The sequence below is a fragment of the Pseudomonas sp. genome (genome assembly GCF_028293835.1).
Classification (GTDB): Bacteria; Pseudomonadota; Gammaproteobacteria; order Pseudomonadales; family Pseudomonadaceae; genus Aquipseudomonas.
In genome coordinates this window covers 45,821-55,118 of record NZ_JAQGNX010000116.1, presented here as the reverse complement: position 1 = coordinate 55,118, position 9,298 = coordinate 45,821, and the positions used below count along the sequence as shown (strand labels likewise).

Annotated in this window: 8 protein-coding genes, 2 tRNA genes and 1 pseudogene; 1 reads left to right on the top strand and 10 read right to left on the bottom strand. The window is 56.9% G+C overall.

What is annotated here, in order from left to right:
• Positions 1-550: pseudogene (locus JWR17_RS16935) on the bottom strand (integrase arm-type DNA-binding domain-containing protein); the annotation flags it as partial.
• 170 nt (positions 551-720) lie between these two features.
• A tRNA-Thr gene (locus tag JWR17_RS16930) sits at positions 721-796 on the bottom strand.
• A 143-nt stretch (positions 797-939) separates the two neighbouring features.
• Between JWR17_RS16930 and JWR17_RS16925 the strand changes: the two genes are divergently transcribed.
• Positions 940-1,869 carry a LysR family transcriptional regulator gene (locus tag JWR17_RS16925; RefSeq protein ID WP_299833086.1) on the top strand — a complete coding sequence of 310 codons (930 nt, stop codon included), beginning with the start codon at positions 940-942 and terminating at the stop codon, positions 1,867-1,869.
• A 384-nt stretch (positions 1,870-2,253) separates the two neighbouring features.
• Here JWR17_RS16925 and JWR17_RS16920 read toward each other — a convergent pair whose 3' ends face one another.
• The 8 genes from JWR17_RS16920 to JWR17_RS16885 all read right to left on the bottom strand — a co-directional run bounded on the left by JWR17_RS16920 (position 2,254) and on the right by JWR17_RS16885 (position 9,208).
• Positions 2,254-3,495, bottom strand: coding sequence for a methyltransferase (locus JWR17_RS16920; protein ID WP_299833085.1), 1,242 nt, complete (start codon positions 3,493-3,495; stop codon positions 2,254-2,256).
• A gap of 3 nt (positions 3,496-3,498) precedes the next feature.
• Positions 3,499-4,260 (bottom strand): transporter substrate-binding domain-containing protein, encoded by a 762-nt coding sequence (locus tag JWR17_RS16915; RefSeq protein WP_299833084.1) that lies wholly within the window; start codon positions 4,258-4,260, stop codon positions 3,499-3,501.
• Between the two features lie 166 nt (positions 4,261-4,426).
• Positions 4,427-4,777, bottom strand: coding sequence for a bacteriocin (locus JWR17_RS16910; RefSeq protein WP_299833083.1), 351 nt, complete (start codon positions 4,775-4,777; stop codon positions 4,427-4,429).
• Between the two features lie 70 nt (positions 4,778-4,847).
• The gene (locus tag JWR17_RS16905; protein WP_299833082.1) at positions 4,848-5,333 is read right to left on the bottom strand and encodes a hypothetical protein; all 486 of its coding nucleotides are present in this window, start codon (positions 5,331-5,333) and stop codon (positions 4,848-4,850) included.
• Between the two features lie 140 nt (positions 5,334-5,473).
• Positions 5,474-5,549, bottom strand: a tRNA-Phe gene (locus JWR17_RS16900).
• Positions 5,550-5,649: 100 nt separating this feature from the next.
• A complete protein-coding gene (locus tag JWR17_RS16895; protein ID WP_299833081.1) occupies positions 5,650-5,922 on the bottom strand; it encodes an oxidative damage protection protein in 273 nt (90 codons plus the stop codon).
• Entirely contained in the window at positions 5,922-6,986 is a 1,065-nt protein-coding gene (mutY, locus tag JWR17_RS16890) for an A/G-specific adenine glycosylase (protein ID WP_299833080.1), read from the bottom strand. The genes JWR17_RS16895 and mutY overlap by 1 nt, the downstream gene beginning before the upstream one ends.
• Complete coding sequence (locus tag JWR17_RS16885; RefSeq protein WP_299833079.1) at positions 6,983-9,208, bottom strand: AsmA family protein; 2,226 nt, start codon at positions 9,206-9,208, stop codon at positions 6,983-6,985. Before JWR17_RS16885 ends, mutY begins: the two co-directional genes overlap by 4 nt.
• Between the last annotated feature and the right edge of the window lie 90 nt (positions 9,209-9,298).

Below are 9,298 nucleotides of genomic sequence, written 5' to 3'. Positions count from 1 at the left end.
TTTGCCTCGCGCATGATGCTCTGCAGGTAGTGTTGTACCCTTAAAGCAACGTCGATCGTTCCGCGCTTCTTGATCGCGTCCAAGGGCTGCATAAGGTCATGGGTGTCGGGATCAACAATGGCGCGGGCGCCGATCAGCGGGAATACGTGGGTTTTGAGGCGGCTCATCACTGTCTTGGAATGGCCTGGTGCCCACTTGGCCGACATTTCCGTATGCCAGTCGAGCGCAACGCTTTCAAAGGTTCTGCCTTTGATTACGGCTTCCGCCTTGGCTTGGTGCTTGGTCTCTATGGGATCAACGCCATCCGCCAGCATTCGCTTGACTTCCAAGCGCTTGCGGCGCGCATCGGCGAGGCCAATGACGGGGTAGTTGCCGAACGAGGTCAGTCCTTCCGTCCGTCAGGTTTGACGTAACGGAGCCGCCAGCCTTTGCGGCCATTGGGTTGGACTAGGAGATAGAGGCCATCGCCGTCGAAAAGCTTGTAGGCGCGGTCCATAGGTTTTGCCAAGCGGCAAGCCGAATCAGAGAGTGGAGCTGTGGTGCGCGACATAAGGTACTCCCTTTTATCGAAGTGACCTTCACCCCAAGCTCTATCCTTAAACCGGTTGGAATCCACCAAGATCCACGGGAATCCGACGGAACCCCAAAACGAAAAAACCCGCCAGAAGGCGGGTTTTTCGGGAGTTCAGAGATGTTGAAAGCCTTCTCTGGAACTTTGTATGGTGCCGGCACCAAGAGTCGAACTCGGGACCTACTGATTACAAGTCAGTTGCTCTACCAACTGAGCTATACCGGCTAATGGGCGCAGAGTATATCCAGTTTTCTTACGATGTAAACCCCTAGCTAGCTGATTCCCATAGAAAAATATCCAATTCCTGTTTTCGGTTTAATCTTCCCCTTCAGACGCCCTCGGTGGCGCCCATTTTCTGATGCCGGGTGATGAGCAAGATGGATCGGCTTGACGTGCTACAGCTGTTTATCCGTGTCGCGGACACTGGAAGTTTTTCCAAGGCGGCGTCGGCTGCCGGGATCAGTCAGCCGACGGCCAGCAAGCAGGTTGCGGCGTTGGAGGCGCGGTTGGGGGCGCAGTTGTTGCGTCGGACGTCGCGTGGGATGAGTCTGACCAGCGCGGGGCAAGATTATTACGAGTCGGCGGTGCGTTTGCTGGACGATGTCGAGGTGGCTGAATCGCGGATCGGTCATGGTCAGATCGCGCCTTCGGGGTTGGTGCGGGTGGCGATGTCGCCGGGGATTGGTCGTCTGTACGTCATCCCCAGGCTTCCCGAATTCTTTGCCAGGTACCCGGATGTCAGTCTTGCACTGGATATTTCTGAGCGGCATGTGAGTTTGATCGAGGACGGCATCGATGTCGCGCTGCGCATTGGGCATCTGTCGGACTCGAGTTTGATGGCGCGGCGGATTGGTCGTGTGGAGTACGGCAGCGTGGCGTCGCCGGCTTATCTAGAGACGTTCGGCACGCCGATGGTGCCGGGCGATGTAGAGCAGCATAAGTGCATTGCTTACATGTTTCGCGGTGCGCAGCGTGCGTGGGAGTTCAGTACGCCGTCCGGGCCGGTGACCATCGCGCCGAAAGCGCAGGTAAGTACCAACGATGCCGAACATCTGCGTGCTTCGGTGTTAGCCGGGTTGGGGATCGCCCACACTTTGACCTGGCTGTTCGCCGCCGATATTGCCGAGGGCAGGGTGGTCAAGGTTTTGCCAGGGTTCGTTCCGCCGGCGTTTCCGGTGAATGCCGTCTGGCCGGGTGGGCGTCGTGTGTCCGGCAAGGTGAAAGTGTTCATCGATTTTTTGGCTGAGGTGTTCGCCAGCGAACCGACGTTGAGGATTGACGGTTTCTCCCGAGACTGAGGGCGAAGTGGTGCGAAAAGAAAGTCACCGACCAGTGGCGCGATGGCTATCGAGCGCGGAGGCGTTACTGGTTGTTATTAGTACAGGCACAACTAAGTAGCGGGCGAAAGATGGCGCGATTCCAAATCGGACAGCGCAGCAGCTGCGCCCAATTTGGTCAATGGGACACACCAAAAACGCGGCCGTTATTCGGATTCGCTGTGACGCTTATGCACAAGCGGAGTCGGAATTGGAGCAAAAACCATCAAATTTGTGAAGCTGTTCTCAGGTCGCTGCAAGTGGCTGTTTTTTGGAAGATTTAATGCCCCCTAAAAAAAACACGGCAAAGCCGTTTAGCTAGCTAGCTATGTTTTTATCGCACTGGTCGGATTTTCATCAACAGAGTTATCCACAGGGCGGTGGTTTGATTTCACCCTGTTGGCGCTCAGCGAGAAGCATCAGATTACGTGGCGTGATGTCGGTCGTGCAGAATGTACCGAGTTGGACAGAGTAGTCGCGATCCTGCAAATAGCCAGCACCATCGAGAACTAACCACAGTTCTAGCGGGCGCCGAAACAATCCGCGCACTAGTTCGAGATTGCGCACTTCGGCCAAGCGTTGCCAGCCGGCGTGTTCAAGCGTTTTCCAGTCTTGCTGGCCCACCGCAGGTAGGTGCTTGAGTGCGGCAAGGTCGCGGCAATAATCGACGAACGGTTTATTCAGCCAACTGACGGGCAGGGAAGGCGTGGGCAGATACTCGTCAACACTGCGCAGGTCGCGCTGAAGCACATCGAACGCGAGGCGTCGGGCCATCGACTGGTCGCGCTGGCGCCGGACGCGAGCGCCTGCGGTGACGGTTTCGCTGAGCGGCAGGCTCAGGTCTTCAAGGGACAGGCGCAAGGCCGAAGCCTTCCCCTGGGATGATAGTGGCTGATAAGCCGTAGCGCGGGTGCGGTTGTAACAGCACGGGGCAATGGCCAACTGAGTACAACCGACGTCAGCGGTGAGGCGCATCAGTTGCACGTGCAAATCGCCGCACGCATGCAGGGCCACGGGCGTATGCCGAGGGTAAATCCGATCAATAGCGTTGGCGGCAAGGACATCCTGTTGCAGGTGATGGGCGCTAATGCCCATCCGGCGGCTGAGTTGGGCGCCCGCGTCGACCAACTGCGAATCGTTTTCCAGGCAGGTCAATGCTTGGCCACCGTGAGCCAGATGTCTCCCTAGGTGACCTTTGCCAGCGCACCAGTCGAGCCAGTGCCTGGGCTCTCGTTGAAAGTTCAGGGATGCGGCGAATGCTTGGATCTGTTGCTGTTTGCGGCCCGGCACGTCTGTGTTCATGCGCGTTGGCAGCGCACCGCGTGCCACGCTGGGTAGATCTCCCAAAACACTCAGTGCAGCGGACTGCGCCGCCAGTTGGGTGAAAGGGGCAGGCGCTTGCAGCGAGTATGGTTGGTTGTGAGCGGCTTCGGCGTTTTCCAGTGAGCGTGAACGCAGCCAGGTAGCCAACTCGGCGTGCTCAGGCTCCCACGGCAGTAGGCGGTGAGTAAAAGGACGTGGGCGCCAGAGTGTTTGATGGGCGATCAGGAAAGCGTCGAGTTCCCGGAACCGTTTGCCAATCTGCTCGCCCTGTAGAACGTTGGTCAAAAGTCAAAGAATGCTGAAGGGGAAGTAGCGGTCGTTGATTTTCTTGTAGGTGCCGTCGCTGATGATGTCTTTTAACGCAGTATTCAATTGCTCGCGCAGTGGATCACCCTTGCGCACGGCGATGCCGATTTTGTCATTGTTGACGACAGGCTCGCCTTTGAATTCGTAAGGGATCCCGGCTTCGCTTTTGAGCCATTCGTAGCTGACGAATTTGTCGGCGAGGACTGCATATAGATTTCCGGCGTTCAGATCGGCGTAGGCATCTGCCTGGGTGTCATACAGCTGAATAGTGGCGCCTGGGGCAAGATTGTCTTTCAGCCAGGCCGCCGCCAGCGTGCCGCGCGCTGCGCCAATGGTTTTACCGTCCAGGGTGTCCTTGAACGGAATTGATTCGTCCGAGCCCGCCGCGATCAGGCCCACGAACTGCAGCTTGTTGGAATAGTACGGGTCGGTGAAGTCGACGAGTTGTTTGCGCTCTTCGGTGATCGACATCGACGACACGAGGAAATTGAACTGGTTGTCGTTAAGTGCGGGGATAATATTGTCCCAATCGGAAGTGACTACCTCGCACTCAACTTTCATTTTTGCGCACAGGGCGTTGCCGATGTCGACATCAAAGCCCACGACCTGACCGCTTTCGTCTTTGCTGTTGAACGGCGGATAGGCAGCCTGGACGCCCATTTTCAGTTTGTCTGCAGCAACCGCACCGGTCGCGAACACCAAGGTGGCCATCGCGGTCAGAAGAAATTTTTTATACATCTGCATTCGGTTGCTCCGTGAGCGGGGTCCGGCTATGGAATAGCGCAACATTATCTCAAATGCTGATGTTCGCGGTAGCATCGCAATCCCGGCAATAAAAAACCCGCACGGGGCGGGTCTTTTATTGATATCCAAGACGGCTTGCGCTGTCCGGACGTGTTTTCATTCAGTGTTATTTAGCCATCAATGCGCTGCCTGCTGCGCCACCGAGGCCCGCACCGAGGGTGCCGTTGCCGCCCAACTTGTTACCCAGCAACGAACCGCCGGCTGAGCCGAGGCCGCCACCCAATGCTGCTTTGGTCTTGTGGCCTTTCTTGGCGGTCAACGCGCCGCCAGCTGCGCCACCGACACCAGCGCCTAACGCCGCGCCGGTGCTGCCGCCGCCCATTTTTTGACCTACAACGTTACCCAGTGCGCCACCGACGCCGCCACCTAGGGCCGAGGTGAGTGCATCGCCAGCCGACGCGTTTTGAGCCGCAAGCAATCCCAAAGCAAGGGTCAGGGCCGAAAGAGTTGTACGCATGTCACGAACCTCAAAAAGAATAATGCAGAGGAAATACGACGACTCACGGTGTGAGTCGGTAAAAAAAACTTCAGCGCGACTGCTGGTTGTTCTTGCCTACAAGAATACGTGACGCCTCGTTGTAGTCAGCCTGGAAAGCCTTGCTTTCCATCCACGCAACGGCGGTGTCTTCGTCTTCGTCGTAAAAATTCGCACGGTAGGCGACGAGTAAACTCATGAGGAAGTCGGTAGCGTTCTCTTCTTCTTCCTCGGCGATTACCAATTCCAGAACCGGATATTGCAAGAACACCACACACATCGCCAACTGGCTAATGAACTCGGCGGCTTTCATGGCCTGGAACAGATCGTCGAAGTCGGCCGGGTCGAAACCATTGGCGAGCACGTCTTCGAAATCGAACGTCGACAGGTCAATCTCAACGTCATCGAACGGTTCATTGACCAGCGGCGACGCGAGAACCGGATGAAACAGCCCTTGGGCCGGTTTGCCCGAACGGTTCTGTTTGGCTTTGGATTTCGCTCGCTTGGCGCGTTTTTGCTGTTTGTCTGGCGAAGCCATAAGCGTAAGTCCTTGCAGGCGGATGCTGCTAATGGGCGCTATTGAAACGCATACGTTTTGAATAGCCAAGCGGGATGTGGTCAAACGACGGCCAATAAAAAACCCCTGAGCCTTTCGACGCAGAGGTTTTTCGGTATTTATGGTGCCCAGAGACGGAATCGAACCGCCGACACGGGGATTTTCAATCCCCTGCTCTACCGACTGAGCTATCTGGGCAACGGGGCGCATTAGACTTGTTTTTCGGGGGGTCGTCAAGCGTGTTTTTAAAAATATTCAGTTATTACCGTCGCTTACGACCCACAGTGCCTGCAAAGGGTTATTTCTCGGGGGCGACGTAGCCTTCTGCCTGGGCGTAATCGGCGCCGGACAGGAACTTGTCCATTTCCGTCTGAAGAAATTTACGGTCCTCGGCGTTCATCATGTTCAAGCGACGTTCGTTGATCAGCAGGGTCTGGTGTTTCTGCCAGTCGGCCCAGGCTTTTTGTGAAACGTGGTTGAAGATGTCTTCGCCTTTGGCGCCAGGGTACGGGGCGCGTTCCAGGCCGGGTAATTCTTCTTTGTACTTACGGCACATTACGGTGCGGGTCATCACAACTCTCCTGCGTTCAATACGTCGGCTGCGCGTTTCAGCAGCTTCTTCACCGGGGCAGCGAGGCCCAGGCGCGGCGGGGTGGCGAGGTTATACCAGAGCCAGTCGGCCTCGGCCACGTGGTGGGCGGACTCTTCGACCCGCACCAGCCAGGGTTCGATGGACAGTTGGAAGTGGCTGAAGGTGTGGATCAGCCCCGGCAGTTCGTGATGTTTGCCCAGTTCCAGCGCGTGCTGGCTGGCCAGATGCTCCAGGTCGCTGAACTGATCCAGCTCCGGCAAGCTCCACAATCCGCCCCAGAGCCCGGTAGAAGGGCGTCGGTAAAGCAAAATAGCGCCATCACGGTTGGCAAGCATTGGCATCAGCGTGCGCTTCTGCGGGACGGTTTTACGCGGTTTAGGAATCGGGTAGCGAATCTCCAGACCGAGTAGGTGCGCTTCGCAGCCTTTTTCCAGCGGGCAGAGCAGGCAACTGGGTTTGCTGCGGGTGCACAGCGTCGCTCCCAGGTCCATCATCGCCTGGGTGTAATTGTTGACTCGGCTATGCGGCGTGAAGCGCTCAGCGTTCGCCCATAGCTGTTTGGCCACTTTGGGCTCGCCGGGGTAGCCCTCCTGGGCGGTATAACGCGCCAGCACGCGCTTGACGTTGCCGTCGAGGATCGGCGCGCGCAAGCCCATGCTCAAACTGGCGATGGCGCCGGCGGTGGACAAGCCAATACCGGGCAGTTCGATGAGCTTTTCGACGGCATGGGGAAACTCGCCAGCGTACTCAGCCATGACAATTTTTGCGCTCTTCTGCAAATTGCGCGCGCGGGTGTAGTAACCAAGCCCGGTCCACAGGTGCAGGACTTCGTCTTCTGGCGCTTCAGCCAACGCCTGCACGGTTGGCAGGGCTTCCATGAAGCGATCAAAGTAGTTCAGAACAGTGCTGACTTGAGTCTGTTGCAGCATGATCTCCGACACCCATACCCGGTACGGCGTGATCCCCTGTTGCCAAGGCAGATCATGTCTGCCGTGGCGGTCGTACCATTCGAGTACTGCCGTTGAAAATTGCTCAGCTTTCATCGTCTCAACAAACCTTTTAGCGCTTCCTTGAGCTGTGGATTAACTTTGTCGCCCAGTTTTTCATCTATTTTCTGTTCGATCTTGTCGCCTGCCAGCTTGGCCGCGACTGCCCCCAGCGCTTCGCTGTCGACACGGCAAGCCTTGGCGCCCAATTCAACCGGGCCACGGCAGCGCACAGGGAATTCGATATTGGCGTAACGATCGTTGACTTGGCAGGCAGGGTCCGGCATGTCGCCCTTGTCGCCTTCGACGATGATGCCGATGCGGTAATCCATACCCAACACTCGCAGGTCGACATCGCCGTTGCCATTGACGGCCAACCCAGGGATTTGCACTTTCAGGTCAGGATTGTTGGCAACGCCGTTGCGGATAACCAAATTGCCGTTGAGCTGTTGGAAGGGCGTGTCCTTACCGTGGGGTTCGCCGCTCAAGGTTTGGCGGTTGAGCTTGGCGATGCCCACGCAAAGTTGTTGTTCGAGGTTGGCGTTGACCAGCACACCGTTGTTCAACATGAAGCTGGCGGTGCCGTTGAGCCCGTCGATCAACACTTTCTGGCTGTTACCTTTGCTGGTCATGTCGCTGTGCGAGGTTAACAACCCCCTCACAGGAGAATTACCTTCGCTGCGGTAGAAGCGTTCCACCGGGATTTTATTGATGCGCGTTTGCAGGCTCACCAAGGGCACATCGGGGCGCACATCAAGTGTGCCTTTGATTTCAAAATCACCGTTATTGATGTTACCGCGCAGGCTGTCCAGGCTGATTTGCCCGCCGACGCCTTGAGTTTTAAGCACGGCATTCTGGATCGGCAATTTGTCGACGGTCAGTTGGCCAAAGCTGAGGTCAGCTTGAACGTCGAGTTTGCGTAGGCGCTCCACCGGCAGCAGTCGCTCGGTGCTCCACGCGACCTGGGTCGGTGGATTGGGCAACGGCGTGGTGCCGCCCACGGTGGCGAACGCCTGGTTTTCCGTGCCGGTTACTTCAGATTTGCGTGCCGCGCCCGCGCTCTTGGCGACTTCGCTTTTGGCCGGACGATAAAGATCGGCGTCAAAAGTATCGGCTTTTAGCTGGACGCGAATCGCTTGCTTGGCAATGTCATCGACGGCAACGCGACCCGTGAAGGTGCTGTCGTCGACTTTCATATTGAGGTCTTCGACGGCGAAGCTGTTCGGGCTGCCCGTGAAGCGGCCAACCAGTTCCACTTTACTCAAACTGCCTTCCGAGATATCGGGCAAGGTCTGACCGATGCCGTCGATGAAGTCTCGCAAGCTGAACTGGGCGATGGAAAGACCGCCGCTAACCTGAGGCGTCTTGTCCAGATCTCGCACATGCAGTTCGCCCAGGGCGCGTAACTGGTTCGCCGAAAATTTCAGGCCGTTCCAGTCCGCAACGTTGGCTGCCAGGTCGACCAGCAATTGGCCTTGTGCGGCAAACGTCAAGGTCTTGCCGTCCAGTGGGTCGCCTGATGTCTCTCCGGACAGACGCATGTCCTCGAATTGATAGCGTTTGAGCGCACGGTCGAAGCGTAATTGGCCGACCAGCTCGGTTTTGGCGCGCATCACAGGTTGGTTGGTGCTGAGGAACGAAGTCAGTTTTATGGGAATATTGGTCGCTTCATGCACGGCCCCGGTGCTCAACTGAATGCTCTCGGCGGTAAATTGCCGGCCACTTTTGGCGTCGCTGTAGTCAATATGGGCGTTGTTGATAGTCAGGCTGTCGATGTCGAGCTTGAGCGGTTGTGAAGATTTTTCTGACGCAACGGGCGCTGGTTTGCTGGCGTCTGCAGTCGCACTTTCCGGAGTTGATGCGGGGGTAGTCGGCGCTGGGCGTCCGATGTCTTCCCAGTTGCCGTGGCCGTTTTCGTCACGGTTCAGCGTCAGGTTGAGGCCTTCAACGCGCACATCACTCATCTGGATTTCGCGGCGCAACAGCGGCAGCACGCGAACCGACAATCCGAGCATTTGCAGATCGGCGAAAGGTTTGGTCGGGGCAGTCAGAGTGGCGACGCTGGCGTCGTGCAGCTCTAGGCCAAGCCATGGAAACAGGCTCCAGCCAATATCGCCTTTTAGAGTCAGCTCCAGGTGGGCCTTGTCACGGGCCAATTGGCGAATCTCGTCTTTGTAATTGTTGGGATCAAAGAAATGGGTCAGGGCAAAGCCAAGAGCCACGATGATCAGCAACAACCCGAGAATAACCAGACCCAGGATTTTGCCGAACGCTTTCATGGGCGAATCCTTGTGATTGATTCATTCAATATTTAGCCCGCGAGTATAACGTTCTAGATCGGAATCGTGACGCGGGCGCTTTTTTTTTGC